At 61.5% G+C, this 23,937-nt stretch carries 20 protein-coding genes; 16 read left to right on the top strand and 4 right to left on the bottom strand.

Features of this window, described 5'->3' with window-relative positions; all coding sequences use genetic code 11:
- Positions 1-167: 167 nt before the first annotated feature.
- Complete coding sequence (gene secA, locus K6N12_RS31900; protein WP_097629803.1) at positions 168-2,885, bottom strand: preprotein translocase subunit SecA; 2,718 nt, start codon at positions 2,883-2,885, stop codon at positions 168-170.
- Positions 2,886-3,130: 245 nt separating this feature from the next.
- Between secA and K6N12_RS31895 the strand changes: the two genes are divergently transcribed.
- The 6 genes from K6N12_RS31895 to K6N12_RS31870 all read left to right on the top strand — a co-directional run bounded on the left by K6N12_RS31895 (position 3,131) and on the right by K6N12_RS31870 (position 7,350).
- Entirely contained in the window at positions 3,131-4,012 is an 882-nt protein-coding gene (locus tag K6N12_RS31895) for a peptidylprolyl isomerase (RefSeq protein ID WP_097629802.1), read from the top strand.
- 115 nt (positions 4,013-4,127) lie between these two features.
- Positions 4,128-5,369 (top strand): bifunctional glutamate N-acetyltransferase/amino-acid acetyltransferase ArgJ, encoded by a 1,242-nt coding sequence (argJ, locus tag K6N12_RS31890; protein ID WP_097629821.1) that lies wholly within the window; start codon positions 4,128-4,130, stop codon positions 5,367-5,369.
- Complete coding sequence (locus K6N12_RS31885; protein ID WP_097629801.1) at positions 5,350-6,156, top strand: GNAT family N-acetyltransferase; 807 nt, start codon at positions 5,350-5,352, stop codon at positions 6,154-6,156. Before argJ ends, K6N12_RS31885 begins: the two co-directional genes overlap by 20 nt.
- Positions 6,153-6,566: an 8-oxo-dGTP diphosphatase MutT gene (gene mutT, locus K6N12_RS31880; RefSeq protein WP_097629800.1), complete on the top strand. Its 414-nt coding sequence runs from the start codon at positions 6,153-6,155 to the stop codon at positions 6,564-6,566. Before K6N12_RS31885 ends, mutT begins: the two co-directional genes overlap by 4 nt.
- A 229-nt stretch (positions 6,567-6,795) precedes the next feature.
- Complete coding sequence (locus tag K6N12_RS31875; protein WP_003582564.1) at positions 6,796-7,113, top strand: hypothetical protein; 318 nt, start codon at positions 6,796-6,798, stop codon at positions 7,111-7,113.
- Between the two features lie 69 nt (positions 7,114-7,182).
- Positions 7,183-7,350, top strand: coding sequence for a Flp family type IVb pilin (locus K6N12_RS31870; RefSeq protein ID WP_003590018.1), 168 nt, complete (start codon positions 7,183-7,185; stop codon positions 7,348-7,350).
- A 69-nt stretch (positions 7,351-7,419) separates the two neighbouring features.
- Here the strand turns inward: K6N12_RS31870 and K6N12_RS31865 are convergent, their stop codons facing one another.
- Positions 7,420-8,304: a methyltransferase domain-containing protein gene (locus K6N12_RS31865; protein WP_097629820.1), complete on the bottom strand. Its 885-nt coding sequence runs from the start codon at positions 8,302-8,304 to the stop codon at positions 7,420-7,422.
- Positions 8,305-8,381: 77 nt separating this feature from the next.
- On the opposite strand from K6N12_RS31865, the gene K6N12_RS31860 reads away from it, so the two are divergent.
- The 4 genes from K6N12_RS31860 to K6N12_RS31845 are packed head-to-tail and all read left to right on the top strand — an operon-like array spanning position 8,382 to position 10,740.
- Positions 8,382-9,158, top strand: coding sequence for a ComF family protein (locus K6N12_RS31860; RefSeq protein ID WP_097629799.1), 777 nt, complete (start codon positions 8,382-8,384; stop codon positions 9,156-9,158).
- A 31-nt stretch (positions 9,159-9,189) separates the two neighbouring features.
- Positions 9,190-9,447 (top strand): glutaredoxin 3, encoded by a 258-nt coding sequence (grxC, locus tag K6N12_RS31855; protein WP_097629798.1) that lies wholly within the window; start codon positions 9,190-9,192, stop codon positions 9,445-9,447.
- Positions 9,448-9,457: 10 nt separating this feature from the next.
- Positions 9,458-10,315 carry a carbon-nitrogen hydrolase family protein gene (locus K6N12_RS31850; protein WP_097629797.1) on the top strand — a complete coding sequence of 286 codons (858 nt, stop codon included), beginning with the start codon at positions 9,458-9,460 and terminating at the stop codon, positions 10,313-10,315.
- A complete protein-coding gene (locus K6N12_RS31845) occupies positions 10,312-10,740 on the top strand; it encodes a DUF1178 family protein (protein ID WP_097629796.1) in 429 nt (142 codons plus the stop codon). Before K6N12_RS31850 ends, K6N12_RS31845 begins: the two co-directional genes overlap by 4 nt.
- A 28-nt stretch (positions 10,741-10,768) precedes the next feature.
- Here the strand turns inward: K6N12_RS31845 and ubiG are convergent, their stop codons facing one another.
- Complete coding sequence (gene ubiG / locus K6N12_RS31840) at positions 10,769-11,515, bottom strand: bifunctional 2-polyprenyl-6-hydroxyphenol methylase/3-demethylubiquinol 3-O-methyltransferase UbiG (protein ID WP_097629795.1); 747 nt, start codon at positions 11,513-11,515, stop codon at positions 10,769-10,771.
- A gap of 296 nt (positions 11,516-11,811) precedes the next feature.
- Here ubiG and K6N12_RS31835 point away from each other — a divergent pair, with 296 nt between their 5' ends.
- From K6N12_RS31835 to clpB, 6 genes are all read left to right on the top strand, one after another.
- Entirely contained in the window at positions 11,812-13,086 is a 1,275-nt protein-coding gene (locus K6N12_RS31835; protein WP_012559094.1) for an aspartate kinase, read from the top strand.
- An 89-nt stretch (positions 13,087-13,175) separates the two neighbouring features.
- Positions 13,176-15,443 (top strand): phosphoenolpyruvate--protein phosphotransferase, encoded by a 2,268-nt coding sequence (gene ptsP, locus K6N12_RS31830; protein WP_097629794.1) that lies wholly within the window; start codon positions 13,176-13,178, stop codon positions 15,441-15,443.
- A gap of 29 nt (positions 15,444-15,472) precedes the next feature.
- Positions 15,473-16,552 (top strand): peptide chain release factor 1, encoded by a 1,080-nt coding sequence (prfA, locus tag K6N12_RS31825; RefSeq protein ID WP_097629793.1) that lies wholly within the window; start codon positions 15,473-15,475, stop codon positions 16,550-16,552.
- The gene (prmC, locus tag K6N12_RS31820; protein WP_097629792.1) at positions 16,549-17,409 is read left to right on the top strand and encodes a peptide chain release factor N(5)-glutamine methyltransferase; all 861 of its coding nucleotides are present in this window, start codon (positions 16,549-16,551) and stop codon (positions 17,407-17,409) included. Before prfA ends, prmC begins: the two co-directional genes overlap by 4 nt.
- A gap of 343 nt (positions 17,410-17,752) precedes the next feature.
- A complete protein-coding gene (locus K6N12_RS31815; RefSeq protein WP_097629791.1) occupies positions 17,753-18,475 on the top strand; it encodes a DUF4167 domain-containing protein in 723 nt (240 codons plus the stop codon).
- A gap of 250 nt (positions 18,476-18,725) precedes the next feature.
- A complete protein-coding gene (gene clpB / locus K6N12_RS31810; protein ID WP_097629790.1) occupies positions 18,726-21,326 on the top strand; it encodes an ATP-dependent chaperone ClpB in 2,601 nt (866 codons plus the stop codon).
- Between the two features lie 189 nt (positions 21,327-21,515).
- Here clpB and K6N12_RS31805 read toward each other — a convergent pair whose 3' ends face one another.
- Complete coding sequence (locus tag K6N12_RS31805) at positions 21,516-23,456, bottom strand: M23 family metallopeptidase (protein WP_097629789.1); 1,941 nt, start codon at positions 23,454-23,456, stop codon at positions 21,516-21,518.
- Between the last annotated feature and the right edge of the window lie 481 nt (positions 23,457-23,937).

The raw sequence follows: 23,937 nt of genomic DNA, 5'->3' as shown, positions 1-23,937 counted from the left end.
AAAACTCTGAAGGTCAGGCAAATCGTCCCGAAGTCTTGACAGAACAGGGTTAAGAAACGGTTCCGGATCGGGCTTGTCACCGATGCTGAAATCGCGGTTTTCCTGCGCGGCCGCGGAAAAGAAAATGCCGCCCGAAGGCGGCATTTTCACGATCTTTGGGGCTTGCCTCAGACCTGCTCGAAGGCGCCGTGGCAATGCTTGTATTTCTTGCCGGAACCGCAGGGGCAGGTCTCGTTGCGGCCGACCTTGCCCCAGGTAGCCGGGTCGTCCGGATTGCGGTTCTCCGGCGAAACGATGACTTCCGATGCCTGGTAGATCGCCGGGGCGAAATCGTCCTCGCCTGTGGTCGGATCGAGGTGATGGGCCTGCATCAGCGGCGGTTCGGGTTCGGCAGGGGCCTGCTGCACCAGCTCGACGCGCATCAGCTGGGCGGTCACGGCCTCGCGCAGATTGTTAAGGAGGCTCGTGAACAGCTCGAAGGCTTCCGACTTGTATTCCTGCAGCGGATCGCGCTGGGCATAGCCGCGGAAGCCGATGACGGAGCGCAGATGGTCGAGATTGACGATGTGCTCGCGCCAGAGATGATCGAGCGTCTGCATAACGATCGAGCGTTCGACATAATGCATAATGTCGTCGCCGAAACGCTCGGCCTTTTCGGTGAAGGCGGCGTTGGTGGCTTGCGTCAGGCGCTCGCGGATGTCGTCTTCGCCAATGCCTTCTTCCTTCACCCAGTCTTCGATCGGCAGGTCGAGATTGAGAATGTTCAGAGCACCGGTCTTCAGGCCGGCGGCATCCCATTGCTCGGCGTAGGCGCGCTCGGGGATATGCTTGTCGACCAGATCCTCGATCACCTCACGGCGCATGTCGGAAACGGTTTCGGAAATATTGGTCGATTCCATCAGTTCGAGGCGCTGCTCGAAGATCACCTTGCGCTGATCGTTGAGAACGTCGTCATACTTCAAGAGGTTCTTGCGGATATCGAAGTTGCGGGCTTCGACCTTCTTCTGCGCGCGCTCCAGAGCCTTGTTGATCCAAGGGTGGACGATCGCCTCGCCCTCCTTGAGGCCGAGCTTGGTCAGCATGCTGTCCATACGGTCGGAGCCGAAAATGCGCATCAGGTCGTCCTGAAGCGAGAGGTAGAATTTCGAGCGGCCGGGGTCGCCCTGACGGCCGGAGCGGCCGCGCAGCTGGTTGTCGATGCGGCGGCTTTCATGGCGTTCGGTGGCGATGACGTAGAGACCGCCGGCTTCCAGCGCCTTCTGCTTGAGTTCCTTGATCTCCTCGACGATTGCCTGGATCCGGGCTTCACGCTCCGGACCGGCTTCGACTTCGCCGAGTTCGCGCTCGATGCGCATCTCGAGGTTGCCGCCGAGCTGGATGTCGGTACCGCGGCCGGCCATATTAGTGGCGATCGTGATGGCGCCGGGCACACCGGCCTGGGCGACGATATAGGCTTCCTGCTCGTGGTAGCGGGCGTTCAGCACCTGGAAGTCGTCGAAGCCCTGTTTGCGCAGGCGCTCTGCGAGCAGTTCCGATTTCTCGATCGACGTGGTGCCGACCAGCACCGGCTGGCCGCGCTTATGGGCGTCGAGAATCTCCTCGATGATCGCCTTGAACTTCTCGTCGAAGGTCCGGTAAACCTCGTCGTCCTCGTCGATACGCTTGATCGGCAGGTTGGTCGGGACCTCGATGACGTCGAGGTTGTAGATATTCCCGAATTCTTCCGCTTCCGTCTGTGCCGTGCCGGTCATGCCGGCGAGCTTGGCGTACATGCGGAAATAGTTCTGGAAGGTGATCGAGGCCAGCGTCTGGTTTTCCGGCTGGATCTGCACCTTTTCCTTGGCTTCGAGCGCCTGGTGCTGGCCTTCGGAATAACGGCGGCCGGGCATCATGCGGCCGGTGAATTCGTCGATGATGACGACTTCGTCGTTGCGGACGATATAGTCCTTGTCGCGCTGGAAGAGCTTGTGGGCCTTCAGCGCGTTGTTGACGTGGTGGACGATCGCGACGTTCTCGATGTCGTAGAGCGCGTTGCCCTTCAAGAGGCCGGCCTGGCGGAGCAGGTCCTCCAGCTTCTCGGTGCCCTCTTCGGAGAAGTTGGCCGAGCGCTGCTTCTCGTCGATCTCGTAGTCGCTGGGGACGAGCAGCGGAATGAAGGCGTCGATCGTATTATAGAGTTCGGAGCGGTCGTCGAGCGGACCGGAGATGATCAGCGGCGTGCGCGCTTCGTCGACGAGGATCGAGTCCACTTCGTCGACAATCGCGAAGTTGTGGCCGCGCTGGACCATCTGGTTCTTCTCGTACTTCATGTTATCGCGCAGATAATCGAAGCCGAGTTCGTTGTTGGTGGCGTAGGTGATGTCGCAGGCATAGGCCGCGTGGCGTTCCTCGTCGGACAGGCCGTGGACGATGACGCCGGTGGTCATGCCGAGGAAACTGTAGACGCGGCCCATCGTCGCGGCATCGCGCTGGGCGAGGTAATCGTTGACGGTGACGACGTGCACGCCTTTGCCGGACAGCGCGTTCAGATAGACCGGCAGGGTGGCGACGAGGGTCTTGCCTTCGCCGGTCTTCATCTCGGCGATCGCATTCGAATGCAGGATCATGCCGCCGACCAGCTGTACGTCAAAAGGCCGCAGGCCGAGAACGCGGCGGGAGGCTTCGCGCACGACCGCGAAGGCCGGGATCAGGATGTCGTCGAGCGTCTTGCCCTCGGCGAGCAGAGCGCGAAACTCGACGGTCTTTGCCGCCAGCTGCTCGTCCGTCAGGGCCTTGGTCTTCTCTTCGATAGAGTTGATGGCAGCGACGTTCGGCTGGAAAGACCGCACGCGGCGGTCATTGGAGGACCCAAATAACTTGCGGGCTATACCGCCAAAGCTGACCATATGACTGGTCCTTTCTCAATATTCATCCCCGGCGTTTGTTGTTCGCGGCCCAGCCGAAAATCAGGCGCGCGCCTTAAAACGCCCGGAAACTGTTCTGGACGCGAGGTTGCGTGACAGATAAGAGGGGGGTCGAATGATGTCAACGGATTTGGCGGATACAGAAAGGCCACAATCCGGTGTTGATGGCTATTTTGGGCCGATTCAGGCGATGCTGAAACCGGCGATGTAACTGTGAAGGGTATTTCATGTTGAGCACCAACAAACTTGCCGTTCTGGCTTTCGCAACTGTTGTTGCGTTCCAGGCCCCGGCCTATGCCGATGACGCCGTCATCGCCAAGGTTGGCAATCTGGAGATTCACCAGTCGGAACTCGACCTTGCCGTCGCTAATCTCGATCCGCAGCTGGCGCAGCTGCCCGACGACCAGAAGAAAGTCGCAGCCCTTTCCGCCGCCATCGACGTGAAGCTGCTCGCCGCCGACGCTGCGGCCGAGAAGCTCGATCAGACCGACGAATTCAAGAAGCGCATGCAGTATCTCACGGACCGCGAGCTGCACAACGCCTACTTCAAGAAGCATGTCGTCGACATCGTGACGCCTGAAGAAGTCAAGGCTCGCTACGACAAGGAAGTCGCCGCCCTGCCGAAGCAGGAGGAAGTCCACGCCCGACATATCCTCGTCAAGACCGAGGACGAAGCCAAGGACATCATCAAGCAGCTCGACGCCGGCAAGGATTTCGCCGAACTCGCCAAGGAAAAGTCCACCGATCCGAACAAGTCGGAAGGCGGCGACCTCGGCTATTTCTCGCGCGGCCGCATGGTCAAGGAATTCGAGGACGCAGCCTTCGCGCTTGAGAAGGGCACCTATTCCAAGACTCCGGTTAAAACCGATTTCGGTTATCATGTCATCAAGGTCGAGGATAAGCGCGACGCCCCGCCGCCGCCCTTCGAGCAGGTGCAGGACCAGGTTCGTCAGCTCGTCATGCGCGACAAGTATCTTGAGCTTCTGAATAAGGCGAAGGCCTCGGCCAAGATCGAAATCAGCGACGAGACGCTGCGCAAGGGTTACGACCAGGCCAACAAACAGCCGGAACCGGGCAGTGAGCCCGTCGCGCCGGCGCCGAAGCAGTAATAGTCGCATCAGGGCCCGGTTTTTCCGGGCCCTTTAATATCGTTGTTGTTGTCGCATTTCCGGACGGCGAATCGTTTTCGATTCCGCCTGGAAATGCCCATTGGCAGGTTTCATCATGTCCGGTTCCGTCTCTCCGCTCGCCCCGAAATCCTTCGTCTCGATGCCGCCGCTGCGCGGCGTGCGCATGGCAACGGCTTCCGCCGGCATCAAGTACAAGAACCGCACCGATGTGCTGCTGATGGTCTTCGACAAGCCGGCGGCCGTTGCGGGCGTCTTCACCCGCTCGAAATGCCCGTCGGCGCCGGTGGATTTCTGCCGCGCCAACCTGCCGCATGGCAGTGCGCGTGCAGTCGTTGTCAACTCAGGCAATGCCAATGCCTTCACCGGCCTGAAGGGCCGCCAGGCGACTGCACTGACGGCGAAGTCGGCAGCATCAGCTGTCGGCTGCGGCGAAAATGAGGTCTACATGGCCTCGACCGGCGTCATCGGCGAGCCGCTCGACGCCACAAAATTCGCCGGCGTGCTCGACCGGATGCAGACCGAAGCCACCGGCGACTTCTGGTTCGAGGCCGCCAAGGCGATCATGACGACCGACACCTATCCCAAGGTTTCGACCCGCAGCGCCGAGATCGGCGGCGTTGCAGTGACGATCAACGGCATTGCCAAGGGTGCCGGCATGATCGCGCCCGATATGGCGACGATGCTGTCCTTCGTCGTCACCGATGCCGATATTGCGCCCGCCGCGCTGCAGGTGCTGCTGTCCGATGGCGTCGGGCCGACCTTCAATTCCATGACCGTCGACAGTGATACCTCCACATCCGATACGCTGATGCTGTTTGCGACGGGGGCTGCGGCCGAGGACGGCCAAGCCCGTATCGAACGCGCCGACGATCCGCGCCTTGCCGCTTTTCGCGCCGCGCTCAACGAAGTGCTGAAGGATCTGTCGCTGCAGGTGGTGCGCGACGGCGAGGGCGCCACCAAGATGCTCGAAATCACCGTGACGGGCGCCGAGAGCGATGCCGCCGCCAAGCGCATCGGGCTGTCGATCGCCAACTCGCCACTGGTCAAGACGGCGGCCGCCGGCGAAGACGCCAATTGGGGCCGCATCGTGATGGCTGTCGGCAAATCCGGCGAGATGGCCGACCGCGACCGGCTCGCCATCTGGTTCGGCGATGTCAGGGTCGCCGTCAATGGCGAGCGTGACCCGGATTATTCCGAGGCTGCGGCCACTAATGTCATGAAAGCGCAGGATATCCCCGTCAAAGTCGATATCGGTCTCGGCACCGGCACGGCAACCGTCTGGACCTGCGACCTCACCAAGGAATATGTTGCGATCAATGGCGACTATCGGAGCTGATCGTTCGTTGGTGCAGACATCCATCTCTTCTCAGAATCTGCCGTTGGTGCGCAGGCTGGAGGCCGTCGGCTTTCGTGCCTGGCCGGCGGCATCCGTCCAATATGACGGCAGCTGGCAGGTGCGGCTGACGGCCGGCCACCCGTCCAACCGGCTGAATTCGATCGTGCCGCTCGATCCCTCGGACTATCGCGACGTCGAAATCCGCCTGGAAAAGGCAAGCCGGAAATTCGAAGCCTATGGCCGCACCGCCGTGGTCCGCCAGACGCCGCTTGCCTCGCCGGTGCTGATCGATCTTCTCCGCGCGCAGAACTGGAAGCAATTCGACGAGACGGTGGTGATGACCTGCGACCTGGCCGAGGCCGAGCTGCCAGATACGCTCGATCACCTGCCGACCCATGATGTCGGACGTTTCGTTGACGCCAATCTTGCCGTCGACCGGGCGCCACTGAGTTTGAAGCCGGCGCTTGCCGAAATCATTTCGGCGATCAAGCCGCCATCGGGCCTGTTCATGATCGAGAATGCGGCGGACGGGCCGCTGGCGACCGTGCTCTGCGTCCAGGACAACGATCTTGCCGGCATCATGTCGCTTTCGGTCTCCGAAACGCGGCGGCGCGAGGGGCTCGGCACCGAGATCCTAACCTCGGCGCTGCGCTGGGCGCGCATGCGCAGCGCGCGATCGGCCTGGCTGCAGGTGAAACTGTCCAACCGTCCGGCCATCACACTCTATGAACGGCTCGGTTTTCGCGACGCCTATCACTATTGCTATTGGCAGCAGGAGCCGCGATGAGCGAGGCAGGCCGGAAAATATTGCTGGTCGCCGCCTGTGCGCTGATCGATGCCGATGGGCGTATCCTCTTGGCACAGCGTCCCGAGGGAAAGTCGCTTGCTGGATTGTGGGAGTTTCCCGGCGGCAAGGTCGAGTCCGGCGAGACGCCGGAGGAAACTCTGGTGCGCGAGCTTGAGGAAGAGCTCGGCATCAAGACCAAGATTGCCTGCCTGGCACCGCTGACCTTTGCGAGCCATTCCTACGAAACCTTCCATCTCTTGATGCCGCTTTATATCTGCCGGCGTTATGAAGGCATTCCGCAGGGTCAAGAGGGCCAGGCATTGAAATGGGTGCGCCCGCAGGCGCTGCGCGATTACCCGATGCCGCCGGCTGACGAGCCGTTGATCCCGATGCTGCAAGATCTACTTTAAACCGCGTCTCGTTGAACTTGATTCGCGCGACGCGGTTCAAATTTAATTGCATGGCATGTCGTTATCCTGGAGCCGCGGCCCACTTCCGGACGACATCCATTAGCGTTACCTGATTATTATCACGCCACGGCGTTTTCGGCTGTGGATATTAATGGATCGTTTAACACCTTCTGCCAAAGATCGGCCTCAATCAAGCATCTGGCGTGCGTGTATTAAAAGGCTTGACGTCATGGACGATGATTTCTGGAAAGCTGTCCGGGAAAAGGAACGGGTTTCGTCTGCCTCGCGCAGGACGGGTGCGCTCAATATCGCCCTTTTGTTCGGCACGGCGGTGGTCGCCCTGACGCTTATCCTGACACCGATGCTTGCGGATTCCTCGAAGAAGAGCGTCTTTGCCAGCGCACCGGCGGAATTCGATACGATGACGACGGGATCGATCCCGAAGAGCGAAAGCGGCAAGCGTTATACGATCCGCCGCAGCGTCCTCCAGGATACGCCCGGCTCTGTCTGTGTGGTCCAGGGCTACGGCGTCGGCGCCGGTTGCTGAAAATGCCGGCCATCACGTGATGGTCGTGGAATGCTCGTTTGCTTTCAGTTTGCGCTAAGGGTTGGGGTAATGCGTATTTTTAAAGCATTTCTTGCGGACGACGCAGGTGCGACGGCGGTCGAATACGGCTTGATCGCCGCTATCATTTGCACCGCGCTCGTCTCCGGCCTTGGCTTCTTCACCGGCGCCTTGCAGAACGTCTTCAACGTGATCAACAACAATATGACCGTCAACTGAAGCAGCAGTTGGCTCAACTGTTGCAGCGTGATGTTGTCCGAAACCGCTCACAGTTTTCGGCGTCGCGCTCTATTGCCTGAGCTTGTGCTCGTCCACGTTGAGCGCATCGGCAAGGCGTGCCTTGGCCGAACCCGGCTGAAGTGGCTTCTGCTGGCTCTCGTGGGGAGCCCACCCGGAGACATAGATGATCGAAAAGGTCGCGCGAATACGTCCGTCGGGATCTGAATAGCGCTCGGCGTAGATCTCTGCCGCGCGCAGAAAGAAGGCACGCGTCAGCGGTATGCGGCTGCGGGCGGCAAGCGGATTGCTCATGCCCATGGCTCGGAGATCCCGCATCAGCGGAAAGAGCGAATCATAGCGTACCGTGTAGTTTTCCGCGTCGATCACCGGCAGCGTGAAGCCGGCGCGCTGCATCAGGCTGCCGATATCGCGCACATCGGCGAAGGGAATAACGCGCGGGCTTGCGCCGCCTGTCATCTCGACCTCGGCGGCGAGCAGCACGTCGCGCAGTTCCTGCAGCGTGCCGGCACCGGGGATCGCAGCCAGGAACAGGCCGTCCGGCTTAAGGGCGCGGCGGATCTGGATGAAAACACCAGGCGTGTCGTTGGTCAGGTGCAGGCTAAGTGGCGCAAGGACGAGATTGGTCGATTGCGGCTCGAGCGGCACATCTTCGAGCGGCGCCTCGGTCAAGGTTTCGCCTTGGGTCGCATAGGCCTTCTCGCTTTCGACACGGATCATACTGCCGATCTTGCCGGTCGCCAACGCGGCACGGGCGGCGGCTCCGGTCGTGCCATGCAGTTCGACGCCGGTTTCGAAGGTCCGCTCGACCACAGCAAGCCTCTCGGCCATTTCCTCGGCGGCGATATCGAGCAGGAAGGCGGCTTTCGGGTCGTTATTGGCAAGCGCGCGATGGCGATGCGCGGCGATCAGGGTTTTATCGAAGATCGTTTCCATAACGATGTCCTTAATCCCGCTCTGTAGCAGCGGCAAGGCGATTTTCCTTTCGCGGAGAACAGGCTACTCTCTGCCGCATGGGGCCGATCGATGGCGAAACACGGGTGGAGTTCTTGCGGGCGCAGCTCTTGCGGCCGTTTTCGGCGCTTGCCGATTTTCTCTATCCGCCAGCCTGTTCCGTCTGCGGCATTTCCACCGGCGGCCATCGCGGGCTCTGCGCGAAATGCTGGTCCGGCATCCGCTTCATCGAACGACCCTATTGCGAGGTGCTCGGCATTCCCTTCTCGCACGATCTCGGCGCCGGCATCCTCAGCGCCGAGGCGATCGCTAACCCGCCGCCCTTCGACCGGTTGCGGTCGGCGGCAACGCACGACCGTGCGGTGCGTGATCTCGTTCATCGGCTCAAATATCGCGATCGCACCGATCTGGCGCCGATGATGGCCGCCTGGATGCTGCGCGCCTCCGACGGGACGGTTGAAAGCTGCGACACGCTGATCCCGGTGCCGCTGCACCGTACCCGGATGCTGGCGCGCAAATTCAACCAGGCAGCCGAACTTGCCCGTCACATGGCAAGGCTGTCAGGCAAGCCGCTGCTGGCCGCCACGCTTATTCGCGTCAAGCGCACCAGCCAGCAGGTCGGCCTCGGCGCGAAGGCGCGCGAGGATAATGTCAGGAGCGCTTTCGCGATTGCCAAGGGTTGCGAAAACGACATTTTCGGCAAGCGCATCGTCCTCGTCGACGACGTCTACACGACTGGAGCGACGGTCGCCGCGGCAAGCCGGACGCTGCGCAAGGCAGGTGCGGCCGACATAACGGTTTTGACCTTTGCAAGGGCTCTCTCCGAGCCTATATGACAGAAATACCCGGCATCCGTCTGGAGAGATTATGGTACCCGTCACCATCTATACGCGGCAGTTCTGCGGCTATTGCACCCGCGCCAAGTCCCTTCTCGAAGAAAAGGGCGTAGATTACGTCGAGCACGATGCGACATATTCACCGGACCTTCGCCAGGAAATGATCGGCAAGTCGAACGGCCGCACCACCTTTCCGCAGATCTTCATCGGCGCCGATCATATCGGCGGCTGCGACGATCTGTTTGCGCTCGATCGGGCCGGCAAGCTCGATCCAATGCTGGCGGCCTGAGGACGAACCGATGAGCTTCAAGGCCGCCGCCGTCCAGATGTGCTCCGGGGTCGACCCGCTTAAGAACGCCGCCGCCATGGCGCGGCTGGTGCGCGAGGCTGTCGCCCAGGGCGCGACCTATGTGCAGACGCCTGAGATGACCGGCATGCTGCAGCGCGACCGCGCGGCGGCGCGTGCGGTGCTCACAGACGAGACGCATGACATCATCGTCAAGACCGGCTCCGAACTCGCCCGGGAACTCGGCATCCATATGCATGTCGGCTCGACCGCGATCGCCCTTGCCGATGGTAAGATCGCCAATCGCGGCTTCCTGTTCGGCCCCGACGGCAGGATCCTCAATCGCTACGACAAGATCCACATGTTCGATGTCGACCTCGACAATGGCGAGAGCTGGCGTGAAAGTGCCGCCTATACGGCCGGCTCGGAGGCGCGCGTCTTGTCGCTGCCTTTTGCCGAAATGGGCTTTGCGATCTGCTACGACGTGCGTTTTCCGGCGCTCTTCCGCGCTCAGGCGGTTGCCGGTGCCGAGGTGATGACGGTTCCGGCTGCCTTCACCAAGCAGACCGGCGAGGCGCACTGGGAGATCCTCCTCAGGGCGCGCGCGATCGAGAACGGCGTCTTTGTCATTGCCGCCGCGCAGGCCGGCCGGCACGAGGACGGGCGCGAGACTTTCGGCCATTCGATGATCGTCGATCCCTGGGGCACGGTGCTGGCCTCGGCCGGCGCCACCGGCGAGGCGGTCATCATTGCCGAGATCGACCCCAGCGCCGTCAAGGCCGCGCATGACAAGATCCCGAACCTCAGGAACGGCCGGGAATTCTCGATCGAAAAGATTGCGGGGGCAGTCGCCGGAGGCGTCGCCGCTTGATCCGCTATTCCCTCACTTGCGACAATGCCCATGAATTCGAAGGCTGGTTTTCTGAAAGCGCCGATTTCGACCGCCAGGTCGCGACCGGTTTCTTGACCTGCCCGGTCTGCCATTCCGCCGCCGTCTCCAAGCTGTTGATGGCACCTTCGGTATCGACGGCACGCAGGAAGGACGAGAGGCAGACGCTGGCGATGGATGCCATGCGCCAGGAGGCACTGCAAAAGCTCAAGCAAGCGGTCGCGGCGGTCAAGGCCAATTCCGAGGATGTCGGCACGCAGTTTCCCGAGGAAGCCCGCAAGATCCATTATGGCGAGGCGGATGCCCGCGGCATTATCGGCCAGGCGACGGTCGACGAGGCGCAGGCGCTGCTCGAAGAGGGCATCGAGATTGCTGCCATTCCCGTGTTGCCCGAGGATGTGAACTGACGTCCGCGCGTCTGGCCTTCCGGTGGAGTTATGCAGACCGCTTGGCCAACAGCATATAATTCACGTCCATATCTTTGGACAGGTTCCATTGGTTCGACAGCGGATTGAAGAAGACACCGGTGCGGTCGGTGATCTCGATGCCGCTTGCCGTCAATGGCCTTTCCAGCTCTTCTGGGCGCACCAGCTTCTCATATTGGTGGGTGCCGCGCGGCAGCCAGCGCAGAATATTCTCGGCGGCGAAGATGGCAAGGGCTGCCGCCTTCATCGTGCGGTTGATGGTCGCAACGAAGATCAGGCCACCAGGGCGGACCATTTTTGCGCAGGTCGTCATGAAGAATTCGACGTCGGCGACGTGCTCGACCACTTCCATGTTCAGAACGATATCAAAGGTTTCGCCGGCGTCGGCGAGCTCCTCGGCGGTGACGGCGCGATAGTCGACCGAAACGCCGGAGGCCTTGGCATGGGTCGAGGCGATGCCGATATTCTTCTCGGACGGATCGGCGCCGGTGACGGAAGCGCCCATGCGGGCGACAGGTTCGGACAACAGGCCGCCGCCGCAGCCGATATCAAGCACGCGCAGACCTTCCAGCGGACGCGCGCTCTTCGGATCACGGCCGAAATTCTCGCAGGCCTTGTCTCTTATATAGGCGAGGCGGACGGGATTGAATTTGTGCAGCGGTTTGAACTTGCCGGTCGGGCTCCACCATTCCGCTGCCATCGCCGAGAAGCGGTCCACTTCGCCCTGGTCGATCGTGCTTCTGGCGCCTTCCGTCATCGTCCACTCCTTCGTTCGCAGGATGTGAAGTCGGACGATCGGAGGCATAAGTCAAGGGGCGCGGACCAGAGGACTGAGGAGCGCGGAGCTGCTCGCCAACCGCTTTTGTCGTGCGCGCTTGCCTCCCCCCGCCAAACTCGCTAAGAGACGCCGCAACTTGGGGCCTTGGGGACCCGGGCTTTTAGAGCGGTTCCAGAAGTCGGGAGCCGGCTCTCCGGCCAAGCGGTCCGCCCCAGAGCTTTCGTGATGCCGGGTCCGGTTTTCCGCTTTCCCGGCGCCAGTCGTGGTAGAGGCATATGGCACGCATCGTAATGAAATTCGGCGGCACGTCCGTCGCTGACCTGGACCGCATCAAGAACGTCGCCCGCCATGTCAAACGCGAAGTCGACGCCGGCCACGAGGTGGCGGTGGTGGTGTCGGCCATGTCCGGCAAGACCAATGAGCTGGTCGGCTGGGTGCAGGGCATGCCGAAGGTGATCGGCGCCAATTCGCCGTTTTACGATGCGCGCGAATATGACGCGGTGGTCGCTTCCGGCGAGCAGGTAACCTCGGGACTGCTGGCGATCGCTTTGCAGGCGATGGATATCAATGCGCGCTCTTGGCAGGGATGGCAGATCCCGATCCGCACCGATAACGCCCATGGCGCGGCGCGGATCATGGAGATCGACGGTTCCGACATCGTCAAGCGGATGGGCGAGGGGCAGGTTGCCGTCATCGCCGGCTTCCAGGGACTGGGACCCGACAACCGGCTCGCGACGCTTGGCCGCGGCGGATCGGACACCTCGGCCGTCGCGATCGCGGCGGCTGTCAAGGCGGATCGCTGCGATATCTATACAGATGTCGACGGCGTCTACACAACCGATCCGCGCATCGTGCCGAAGGCGCGCAGGCTGAAGAAGATCGCCTTCGAGGAAATGCTCGAAATGGCCTCGCTCGGTGCCAAGGTGCTGCAGGTGCGCTCGGTCGAGCTCGCCATGGTGCACAAGGTGCGCACCTTCGTGCGCTCGTCATTCGAAGATCCCGATGCTCCGGGCATGGGCGATCTGCTAAACCCGCCCGGAACGCTGATTTGTGACGAGGATGAAATCGTGGAACAGGAAGTAGTCACCGGCATCGCCTATGCCAAGGATGAGGCTCAGATCTCGCTTCGCCGTCTTGCCGACCGGCCGGGCGTCTCCGCGGCGATCTTCGGGCCGCTCGCCGAATCCCATATCAATGTCGACATGATCGTCCAGAATATCTCCGAGGACGGGTCGAAGACCGACATGACCTTCACGGTGCCATCGGGCGACGTCGAGAAGGCGATCAAGGTGCTTAGCGACCATAAGGAGAAGATCGGCTACGATGTCGTGCAGAACGAATCGGGGCTGGTGAAAGTCTCGGTCATCGGCATCGGCATGCGCAGTCACGCCGGCGTTGCCGCTACCGCATTTCGTGCACTTGCCGAAAAAGGCATCAACATCAAGGCGATCACCACCTCCGAGATCAAGATTTCCATCCTGATCGACGGTCCTTATGCGGAACTGGCTGTCAGGACTTTGCATTCCTGCTACGGTCTGGATAAGAATTGATTCCCAGTGGGCGGCCTGCCCCTTCAGGTTGAGGAGACGAGGGCCGGCCCGCCGGGACTGAGTGCTTTGTTTCGGGAGCTTGAGACGCCATGAGAGACCTTTCCGGCGGTCCGCGCGTGCTGCTCAGGCGGTTGCGCGAGTTGATGGCGGAGCCGCTGGAGCCGCAGGATCGTCTTGACCGGATCGTCCGCCAGATCGCCGGTAACATGGTGGCCGAGGTCTGCTCGGTTTACGTGCTGCGCGCCGATGGCGTGCTCGAACTCTATGCCACCGAAGGCCTCAACCGCGAAGCCGTGCACCTGGCGCAATTGAAGATGGGGCAGGGCCTGGTCGGCACGATTGCTGCCTCGGCCCAGCCGCTGAACCTTTCCGACGCACAGTCGCATCCTGCGTTCCGCTACCTGCCGGAAACCGGCGAAGAGATCTACCATTCCTTCCTCGGCGTGCCGATCCTTCGGACCGGGCGCTCGCTCGGCGTTCTCGTCGTGCAGAACAAGGCGAGCCGTACCTATCGCGAGGAAGAGCTGGAAGCGCTCGAGACGACGGCGATGGTGCTCGCCGAGATGATCGCCACCGGCGAGCTGAAAAAGATCACCAAGCCGGGCCTCGAACTCGACCTGACGCGTTCGGTAACCGTCGACGGCGACACGTATAATGACGGCATCGGCCTCGGTTACGTCGTGCTGCACGAGCCGCGCATCGTCGTCACCAACCTGCTCAACGAAGATGCGGAGAAGGAAATCCGGCGGCTCGCCGAAGCCATGGGCTCGCTCAGGATCTCGATCGACGACATGCTGTCGCGCCGCGACGTGTCGATGGAAGGCGAGCACCGCGAGGTGCTCGAAACCTATCGCATGTTCGCGCATGACCAGGGCTGGGTCCGCAAGCTCGAGGAGGCGATCCGCAACGGCCTGACGGCGGAAGCGGCGGTCGAGAAGGTGCAGAGCGACACCAAGGCGCGGATGATGCGGTTGACCGACCCCTATCTGCGCGAACGCATGCATGATTTCGAGGATCTGGCGAACCGGCTGCTCAGACAATTGACCGGGTATACCGGGCGGACGACCGCCGAAGGTTTCCCCAACGACGCGGTCATCCTGGCGCGCGCCATGGGGGCGGCCGAGCTGCTCGATTATCCGCGCGCCAATGTGCGCGGGCTGGTGCTGGAAGAAGGCGCGGTGACGAGCCACGTGGTGATCGTTGCGCGGGCCATGGGTATTCCGGTTATCGGCCAGGCGGCCGGTGTCGTGGCGCTCGCCGAGAACGGCGATGCCGTGATCATCGACGCCGACGAGGGGCATGTGCATCTCAGGCCGATGGCCGATCACCGACGTTCCTACGAGGAAAAGGTTCGCTTCCGCGCCAGGCGGCAGGAGCAGTTCCGGGCGCTGCGCGCCGTCGAGCCGGTGACCAAGGATGGGCAGCGGATCGCGCTGATGATGAATGCCGGGCTGTTGGTCGACCTGCCGCAGCTTTCGGAATCGGGTGCCGAGGGCATTGGCCTCTTCCGCACCGAACTGCAGTTCATGATCGCCTCCACCATGCCGAAGGCGGACGAGCAGGAGCAGTTCTATCGTAATGTGATAAAACAGGCGGCGGGCCGCCCCGTCACCTTCCGCACGCTCGATATCGGCGGCGACAAGGTCGTGCCCTATTTCCGCGGTCACGAGGAAGAAAATCCCGCACTCGGCTGGCGCGCCATCCGGCTGTCGCTCGACCGGCCGGGGCTGTTGCGCACCCAGCTGCGCGCCCTCCTGAAGGCTTCGGCCGATACCGAGCTGAAGCTGATGGTGCCGATGGTGACCGAGGTTTCCGAGCTGAAGGTGGTGCGCGAGCTGCTACAGAAGGAAGTGCAGCATCTGTCGCGTTTCGGCCACGGGCTGCCGCGCAAGCTGCAATTCGGAGCGATGCTGGAGGTGCCTGCACTGCTTTGGCAGCTCGACGAGCTGATGGAGGCGGTGGATTTCGTTTCGGTCGGTTCGAACGACCTTTTCCAGTTCTCGATGGCGGTCGATCGCGGCAATGCGCGGGTCTCGGACCGGTTCGACCCGCTCGGCAAACCGTTTTTGCGCATTCTGCGCGACATCGTGCGCGGCGCCGATCGGAACAGGACGCCGGTGACGCTTTGCGGCGAACTCGCCAGCAAGCCCATCTCGGCAATGGCGCTGCTCGGCATCGGCTTCCGCTCGATCTCGATGTCGCCGGCCTCGATCGGACCGGTGAAGGCGATGCTGCTCGGGCTCGATGTCGGGGCGCTGGCAACGGCGATGGCCGAGGTGCTGGACGATGTCCACGCCACGACGCCGATGCGCGAGGTGCTTGCCCGCTTCGCCGAGAGCCACAATATTCCCCTTTAGGCAGACGTTAAGAAGAATCGGAGTGAAGGGTGGCGAAGCTTCCCGTTGAAAAGATGCGCGAGCTGGAACGCCGTTTTGGCGAGATCGAAGCGCGCATGTCGGCCGGCCCGGCTGCCGACGTCTATGTGAAGCTCGCATCCGAATATTCCGAGCTGCAGCCCGTCGTGACGAAGATCCGCGCCTATGAGAAGGCGAATGCCGAGCTTGCCGATCTCGAAACGCTGCTCGAGGACAAGTCGGTCGACCGCGAGATGCGCGACCTTGCTGAGCTGGAGCTGCCCGAGGTGAAAGAGCAGATCGAGGCGCTCGAGCAGGAGATGCAGATCCTGCTTCTGCCGAAGGACGCAGCGGACGAAAAGAGCGCGATCCTCGAAATCCGCGCCGGCACGGGCGGATCGGAAGCAGCCCTTTTTGCCGGCGATCTCTTCCGCATGTATGAGCGTTTTTCGGCGGAGAAAGGCTGGAAGGTGGAAGTGCTCTCGGCAAGCGAGGGCGAAGCCGGCGGTTACAAGGAAATCATCGCGACGATCACCGGCCGCGGGGTCTTTGCCAAGCTGAAATTCGAATCCGGCGTGCATCGCGTGCAGCGCGTGCCTGAGACCGAGGCAGGCGGGCGCATCCACACGTCGGCGGCAACGGTTGCGGTGCTGCCCGAGGCCGAGGAGATCGACATCGAGATCCGGCCGGAGGATATCCGCATCGACACGATGCGCTCTTCGGGTGCGGGCGGCCAGCACGTCAATACGACGGACTCGGCGGTGCGCATCACCCATCTGCCGAGCGGCATCGTTGTCACCAGCTCGGAAAAATCGCAGCACCAGAACCGCGCCAAGGCGATGCAGGTGCTGCGCTCCAGGCTCTACGATGCCGAGCGGCAGAGGGCCGACAGCGAGCGGTCGGCCGACCGCAAGAGCCAGGTCGGTTCCGGCGACCGCTCCGAACGCATTCGCACCTATAATTTCCCGCAGGGGCGCATAACCGATCATCGCATCAATCTGACGCTCTACAAGCTCGATCGGATGATGGAAGGCGAAATCGAGGAGGTCGTCGATGCGCTGATGGCCGATTACCAGGCAAGCCAGCTGGCGCAGCTCGGCGAGCAGCAATGAGCTCGACGGTTGCCGATACGCTCGCCGAAGCACGCCGCCGCTTCACCGAGGCGGGTATCGCCGACCCGGCAACCGATGCGCGCTTGCTTGTCGCGGGCCTTCTGAAACTATCGCCGACCGAGCTTTTGACGCGATCGGCCGAGAGGCTTTCGTCTGAGCAGGCGGAGGTGATGTCCAAGGCGGTCGAGCGGCGGCTCGGCCATGAGCCGGTGCACCGCATTCTCGGCGAGCGGGAATTCTACGGCCTGCCGCTTGTCCTTTCGGTGGAAACGCTGGAACCCCGGCCGGATACGGAAATCCTGGTCGATACGGTGCTTGCCTATCTCAAGGACCTTGCAAAGACACAAGGCCATCTCCATATCCTTGACATGGGAACCGGGACCGGGGCGATATGCCTTGCGCTTTTGAGCGAATGTCCCGATGCGTCGGGTGTCGGAAGTGACATATCGGCGGATGCACTTCGCACAGCAAGATCGAATGCAGAAAGAAACGAGTTGCAGGATCGTTTTCAGGCCGTGCAGTCGAGATGGTTCGAGAGCATCCAGGGTTCGTTTCACGCGATTGTCTCAAATCCGCCCTATATTGCTTCCAATGTTATTCACGATCTCGCTCCCGAAGTGACGAAATTTGATCCGGTCGCAGCGCTGGATGGCGGCCCGGATGGGCTTGACGCCTACCACGCCATCGCCAAGGATGCGGCAAGGTTCATGAGGCCCGGTGGGGTCGTCGGGCTGGAAATCGGCTACGATCAGCGCAACGATGTGATGGCGATCTTTGAAGCGAAAGGCTTCAAGTGCCTCAAATCCGTAAAAGATTATGGTCAGAACGATAGAGTGCTCGTGTTTGCGCTCGCGTGACAGGCGATAATCGCTGCATTGAGCGGGACATTCTTGTTATTGCGAAGAAAAGGCTTGGATTTCCCAGGGAAGCAATATAGGTTGCGGTCACGTGTTGGGCAGATAGGAATGAACGAGATTCGTTCGGTACTTGGTTTGCCTCGGGGGTCCGCTCTTTTAAACGAGAGTTTCAACGGTTGAACACGACCCAACGCGTGAATCAGTCAAACTGACTTGAGAACCAAGCGGCAGGTCGGCGCAAAGGCGCAGTATGCTCGCGGCACAAAGGTCCTGACCCGGTTTTCCGGTCATGGCGGTTGGTGCCATGTATCCATCACAAACAGAGAATTCAGGTGAACGATCTATGAGGCCAGGACAGCAGAACAAGCGCGGTCGAGGGCGTGGTAACAACAATAATAACAACGGCGGCGGTGGAAATAACAATAATAACAATTTCAACCGCAAGGGCGGCAATCCGCTGACCCGGACCTATGACAGCTCCGGCCCCGATGTGAAAATTCGCGGGACTGCCCAGCATATCGCCGAAAAATACGCCCAGCTTGCCCGCGATGCTCAAAGCTCCGGCGACCGCGTGATTGCCGAGAACTATCTCCAGCACGCTGAGCATTATAATCGTATCATCGCCAGCGCCCAGGCGCAGATGCAGGAACGCTTCCAGCGCGACGATCGCGGCGAGTATGATCGCGATGGTGCAGACCGCGACGGTTCGGATCGCGACGGCGACGATATGGATAACAACGACAATGACGGCGACGATGTCGTTATCGTCCAGCCGCCGCAGAACAGGCAGCAGCATCGGCCGCAGGCACAGCCGCAACCGGCGGCTGCACCGGCGCCCCAGCCCGAGGTGATCGACGGAACCGGCCCGCAGCCGGAGATCGAAGGCATTCCGGCCGAGGTCGCCATGGACGAGGAAGGCTCCGCCGGCCAGCCGCGCCAGCCCCGCCGCCGCAGCACCGGCAGCCGTCCCCGTCGCCCGCGTCGCGGCGCTGAGGGCGAAGCCGCCGCTGAGGGCGAGGGTGCCTCCGGCGAGGCGCCGGTTCTGGCCGACGCCGCATCGGAATGAGGATTTCGCTTCTCCTTCGAGGGAGGCGCGAGGTTCATGCCATCTGTTAGAATTGCAACGAAAATCCCCGGCCTCGTGTCGGGGATTTTCGTTTTGTCGGCTCTTTAAACTCGCAGAACAGGGTACCATATTCTCCTCGACTGCTTCGCTCAAATCAGAGATGGGTGAAGCGCGGCCTGCCTTTTCAGGGGGTCGATCTCAATCATCGGTCTGCGCCTCATCAGGGCAGAGCGATCCATGGAGGTAGAATATGAATATCGAGAAATATTCCGAACGGGTGCGCGGCTTCATCCAGTCGGCGCAGACTTATGCGCTGGCGCAGGGTCACCAGCAATTTACGCCCGAACATGTGCTGAAAGTCCTGCTTGACGACGATCAGGGCATGGCCGCCTCGCTAATCGATCGCGCCGGCGGTGATGCCAAGGCTGCCCGCCTTGCCAATGACGCGGCGCTGGCCAAGCTGCCGAAAATTTCCGGCGGCAACGGCAACATCTACCTGGCCCAGCCACTCGCCAAAGTGCTTTCGACCGCTGAAGAGGCGGCAAAGAAGGCCGGCGACAGCTTCGTCACCGTCGAGCGCCTGCTGCAAGCGCTGGCAATCGAATCCTCGGCTTCGACTTTTTCGACGCTGAAGAATTCAGGCGTGACGGCGCAGGGTCTGAACCAGGTCATCAACGACATTCGCAAGGGCAGGACGGCGGATTCGTCCAATGCCGAGCAGGGTTTCGATTCACTGAAGAAGTTCGCACGCGATCTCACCGCCGAGGCCCGCGAGGGCAAGCTCGACCCGGTGATTGGCCGCGACGACGAAATCCGCCGCACCATCCAGGTGCTTTCGCGCCGCACCAAGAACAATCCGGTGCTGATCGGCGAGCCCGGTGTCGGCAAGACGGCCATCGTCGAGGGACTGGCGCTGCGCATCGTCAACGGTGACGTGCCGGAATCGCTCAAGGACAAGAAGCTGATGGCGCTCGACATGGGCGCGCTGATTGCCGGCGCCAAATACCGCGGCGAATTCGAGGAGCGGCTGAAGGCCGTGCTCAATGAGGTTCAGGCTGAGAACGGTGAGATCATCTTGTTCATCGATGAGATGCACACGCTGGTCGGTGCCGGCAAGGCGGATGGGGCGATGGACGCCTCCAACCTTCTGAAGCCCGCACTTGCCCGCGGCGAGCTGCATTGCGTTGGCGCGACCACGCTCGATGAATATCGCAAACATGTCGAGAAGGATCCGGCGCTTGCCCGCCGCTTTCAACCGGTCGTCGTCGACGAGCCGACGGTCGAAGACACGATCTCGATTCTGCGCGGCCTCAAGGAAAAATACGAGCAGCATCACAAGGTGCGCATCGCCGATGCGGCGCTGGTGGCGGCGGCGACGCTTTCCAACCGCTATATCACCGACCGTTTCCTGCCCGACAAGGCGATCGACCTGATGGATGAGGCGGCGGCGCGGCTGCGCATGCAGGTGGATTCCAAACCGGAAGAACTCGACGAACTCGATCGCCGCATCATTCAGCTGAAGATCGAGCGCGAGGCGCTGAAGAAGGAAACCGACGTCGCCTCGGCCGACCGGCTGAAGCGGCTGGACACCGAATTGACCGGCCTCGAAGAGGAGGCCGATGCGCTGACGGCCCGCTGGCAGGCGGAAAAGCAGAAGCTCGGCCTTGCCGCCGATCTCAAGAAGCAGCTCGACGATGCCCGCAACGAACTGGCGATCGCCCAGCGCAAGGGTGAATTCCAACGGGCCGGCGAGCTGACCTATGGCGTCATTCCCGATCTGGAAAAGCAGCTGGTCGACGCCGAAAAGCAGGATGGCGAACGCGGCGCGATGGTGCAGGAGGTGGTGATCCCCGACAACATCGCCCACGTCGTTTCCCGCTGGACCGGCATTCCGGTCGACAGGATGCTGGAAGGTGAGCGCGACAAGCTGCTCCGGATGGAAGACGAACTGGCGAAATCGGTGATCGGCCAGGGTGATGCGGTTCAGGCCGTGTCGCGTGCGGTGCGCCGTGCGCGTGCCGGCCTGCAGGATCCGAACCGGCCGATCGGTTCGTTCATATTCCTCGGCCCGACCGGCGTCGGCAAGACGGAGCTTACCAAGGCGCTCGCCCGCTTTCTCTTCGACGATGAAGCGGCGATGGTGCGCATGGACATGTCGGAATACATGGAGAAACACTCCGTGGCCCGGCTGATCGGTGCGCCTCCCGGCTATGTCGGTTACGACGAAGGTGGAGCGCTGACGGAAGCCGTGCGCCGCAGGCCCTATCAGGTCGTGCTGTTCGACGAGATCGAAAAGGCCCACCCCGATGTCTTCAACATCCTGCTGCAGGTGCTGGACGACGGACGCCTGACGGATGGGCAGGGCCGAACTGTCGATTTCCGCAACACGATGATCATCATGACCTCGAACCTCGGCGCCGAATATCTGACGCAGCTCGCCGACGGTGACGACAGCGATACGGTTCGCGAGCAGGTGATGGAGGTCGTGCGCGGGCATTTCCGGCCGGAATTCCTGAATCGCATCGACGAGATCATCCTCTTCCACCGCCTGAAGCGCGAGGAGATGGGCGCGATCGTCGATATCCAGCTGAAACGTCTGGTGGCGCTGCTCTCCGAGCGCAAGATCGTCATCGACCTCGACGAGGACGCCCGCCATTGGCTGGCGAACAAGGGTTACGATCCGGTCTACGGCGCAAGGCCGCTGAAGCGGGTTATCCAGAAATTCGTGCAGGATCCCCTCGCCGAGCAGATCCTGTCCGGCCAGGTGCCGGACGGATCGACGGTGAAGGTGACGAATGGTTCCGACCGGCTGCAGTTCAGGACTGGTCAGACGGTGAGCGAAGCGGCATAGGCCGATTTTGCCGGATGAATGAGAAATGGCGGCTTCGGCCGCCATTTTTGTCTGGCGGGTGCGAAACCACGCAAGGGTTAAAGCATGTCGCGCAAAAGTGTGCAGCGCTTTTTGCGGCAACGTCATGCGTAAAAACAAAGAGCCAAAGTGTAGGGAGCGAATCTGAAAGATCGCCACGCGCTTTAGCGATTATTTGCTCGCCACCTGGTCGGACGTCTGGTTGTTCAGCAGCGTATCGATACGCTTGCGCTCGTCCTCGAATTTCGCCAGCGCCTCACCTTGCAGCGATTTGCCGCCCGGCAGGCGGATGCGCAGGGGATCGACCTTGGTGCCGTTGACGATCAGCTCGTAATGCAGATGCGGTCCGGTGGACTCGCCCGTCGTGCCGACCCAGCCGATCACCTGGCCCTGGCGGATCTTGGCGCCGGGGGTAACGCCCTTGGCGATGGCGCTCTGGTGATTGTAGGAGGATTCATAGCCGTTGGCGTGACGGATAATCGTCTGATTGCCGTAACCGCCAGAATCCCAGCCGGCTTTTTCCACAGTGCCGTTGCCGGCAGCGATGATTGCGGTGCCGCGGGGTGCCGCCCAATCGACGCCGGTGTGCATGCGGGCGAAACCGAGGATCGGGTGACGGCGCATGCCGAAGCCGGATTTGAAAATGCCGTTCGGGACCGGGTTGCGCAGCAGGAACTGGCGGATGCTTTTACCGTTCTCGTCGAAATAATCGACCGTGCCGTCCTCCGGATCCTGGAAGCGGTAGAAGCGTGTCTGCGTATCGCCGAAACGGGCGTTAACGTAGAGCAGCTCGGAATCCTCGGTCGCCTGGCCGGCGCTGTCGGCGACGGAGAAGAAGGCTTCGAGACTGTCGGTAGGCCTCAACTGCGCCTGGAAATCGACATTGCTGGCAAGCAGCTTGATAATCAGCGCCGTCATATCCTTGGTCATGCCGTAGGAAAGGGCAGCGCGATAGATGCCGTCATAGACGCGCGGCAGGTTCTGGCCCGGCGGCGGCGCGAAGGAATTGTCATCGAAGGCGGTGGCGATGGCATCCAGCATCGGCGGTTCGCTGCCGGGCACGTATCTGCCCTTGTCGTCGACGGCGACGGTAACGAGATGGCGGGTGCCGCGATAGACACTGGCCCGGATGATCTTTGCCTGTTCGCCCTTCTGAATGATGCCGATACGCAGCACGTCGCCCTTGTCGAGATCGGTGGAACCCAGTTGTTGCGAGATAAAACCGGCAATGCCGTCGGCATATTGCTGCGGATAGCCTGAATCCGTCAGCGCCTTGGCGATCGGCGTGTCGGCGCGGACCGGCAGGATGTCGTCGGCGAATTCCTCGGTCTGCGGCGTGATCGATTCCGATGCGGAGACGGTCATGTTCTGTTCGAGCACACGGGCGGAGAGACCGGCGGTCAGATCGACATCGGCATCCTCGTTGGAGAAACGGCGCGGATCGACGTAATAGAGGGCCGCAAGCTGGGTGTTGCCGTCCGTCAGCACCGAGCCATTGGAGCGCACATTCTCTTCGACCTCCTCGAGCGACAGGCCGGACGCCATCTTCATGCTCGTCTTGCCGGTCGGGAAGGAAACGGTTTTCAGGCTGACTTCGGATTCGACATCGGAGCCGTAAATCGCGCCGGTGCGGCTTTGCGGGGCGGGCTGCGGTTCGTCGGCGGAAAAGATCGCCAGGGGATCGAAGTCGGGATAGTCCTCGGTCGCCACGTGGTTGGCGGCCAGCGTCATCTTCACATGCGCGAAGGGCTGGCGGCGTACGACTTCCTTTTCGCCGTCGTGGACGACTGTGGAAACTTCCATGATGGCCCGGTCGGACGGTTTTGCGGCGATGGCAGGCGCGATCAGCCTTCCGCCGCGCACCACCGTCGTATCTTCGTGCGCGTCTGCCGCAGCACTTGCATAGGCTTCGGCGGGGATTGCCAGTTGCTGGCGGCCGTCAAGGGCGGCAAAAAGCGCGACGCCCATCAGGACCGAGGATGTAATGCCGGTGAGGAACGTACCCGAGAGCCAGCGGAGAGACACTTCACGGCGGTCGGGCGCACGCCTGCCGTCGGCCAGAAGCGGAGGCTCGTTGCCTAACGAGCGGATCATCATTTTCTCCGTCATCATGGCAGTCGGGTCCGCGTCCTTACATTCGACGTCTCTGGAAGCATTTCTCGGCCATCCTGGCTGGGGCGAAAGATGTGCATATTTTGGGCATGGAAGTCAAATCGCCCAGGGAAAGGCAGTCTGCCTGCATTTGCCTGTGTGAATCATGTGTCTCTTAAGACCAGCAGATTGTGATGATGTCGGGGCGCCGAGGAGACGAAAGAGCATTCTTCCCCGGAAAAGTCGAAGAAGGTTCATTTTTCGAGCCATGTCAGGCCGGTCGGAATCCGGGAAACTACCGCATTTCCCAGTCGTTGGAAAATTATCATTTGAAAACAATTGCATAAAAGAAAAATCAGTTTTTTCGAAATGGCCTGTTGACTGTTTGGGAGGGTTAGTTCTATAAGCCCACTCACTGAACGAGGGCGGCGGCGCTGCTGGCGACGAAGTCTTTCGTTCTAAAGAAACTCAAGCGGATTGGCGATTGCTGGTTTGTGTTCTG

Origin of the sequence: Rhizobium redzepovicii, from assembly GCF_019793435.1 — a bacterium.
Taxonomy (GTDB): domain Bacteria; phylum Pseudomonadota; class Alphaproteobacteria; order Rhizobiales; family Rhizobiaceae; genus Rhizobium; species Rhizobium redzepovicii.
The sequence above is the reverse complement of the archived record's forward strand: the minus strand, read 5'-3'. Positions and strand labels throughout refer to the sequence as shown.